This is a genomic window from Streptomyces sp. NPDC058052 (assembly GCF_042885515.1).
GTDB lineage: Bacteria > Actinomycetota > Actinomycetes > Streptomycetales > Streptomycetaceae > Streptomyces.
This window is the reverse complement of record NZ_JBHVRX010000109.1, coordinates 1-1,046: the sequence shown is the minus strand read 5'-3', so window position 1 is coordinate 1,046 and position 1,046 is coordinate 1. Positions and strand designations below refer to the sequence as shown.

At 35.9% G+C, this 1,046-nt stretch carries 1 protein-coding gene; it reads right to left on the bottom strand.

Features of this window, described 5'->3' with window-relative positions:
- Positions 1-1,046: BppU family phage baseplate upper protein (locus ACFVU3_RS40270; protein WP_390073743.1), on the bottom strand; the 1,046-nt coding region annotated here is incomplete at both ends.

Here is a 1,046-nt window from a genome sequence, read left to right as displayed (position 1 = left end):
ATATAACGCCATTCTGACAAACCGTTATAAGTTACTCTTTGTAATAATTGACTAGAATTATAAGGTTGGAAATATATTGTAGATAGTTGAGAGTCTGACCAAACCAATTTAAAAAGCCAACCATTTGTAGAACTTACGTCAGTTGGCAAACCAGTCGTTTTGGTTATATAACGTATCCCTGGAGGTATCTTTTTAATTTCGTCTTCATTGTTTAAATTTATCGTTGTATATCCTTTGGAAAAGTTAGTCCCATCATCGTTTGTCAGTTTGTATTTTTGACCTTGTGGATTAACAGCAACCCAGCCCCTGTCGTCACCGTCTGTGTGAATTGTTTTAGACCAAATATCATTTTGATAATTGTGGATAAGAATAATATGCTTTCTTCCACTCTGTCCTTTTGTAACATTAATTTCTGCTATATACCCCGCACCGCTTGGATCAGCAGGGGCATTTACAGATTTATAGTCGCTTGGTATGGAACATTCATATAATCCAGGTTCAAGTGTTTCTATAGGTTGAGACAAAGTGCCAAGCCATTTTCTAGTTCCATCACTATTTGTAAATTGATATTGTTGCCAATTACTAAAGTCAGGTAGTTTAGGTGTAATTTCAGCTTTTTGTTCTTCTGTAAGACTTTCAAAGTCAAACGACTTTCCATCTGAACCATCTTGTCCGTCAACACCATCTTTCCCATCTCGTCCTGGTGGACCTTGAGGTCCTGGATTACCATTTATACCATCGATACCATTAATGCCATTTTTACCATCTTTACCGTCTTGTCCTGCTGGACCTTGTTCTCCAGTATCTCCTTTAGGTCCTTTGAAGATATCTACATTGTCTTTCATTACTTTTTCTACGATATCATCTAGTAATTCCACACGTATTTCTTTGCCTACACTTTTAGTTATACCGCTGTCGTTAACAGTAAAATAAAAGTTAGCAACATGTGTGCTATCGTTATTTTCAGGATTTTCTAAGAATAATTTACATTGCATTTGCCCTACATGTTTAGTGATATATTCAGGGATAATATATCTTACAAAGCC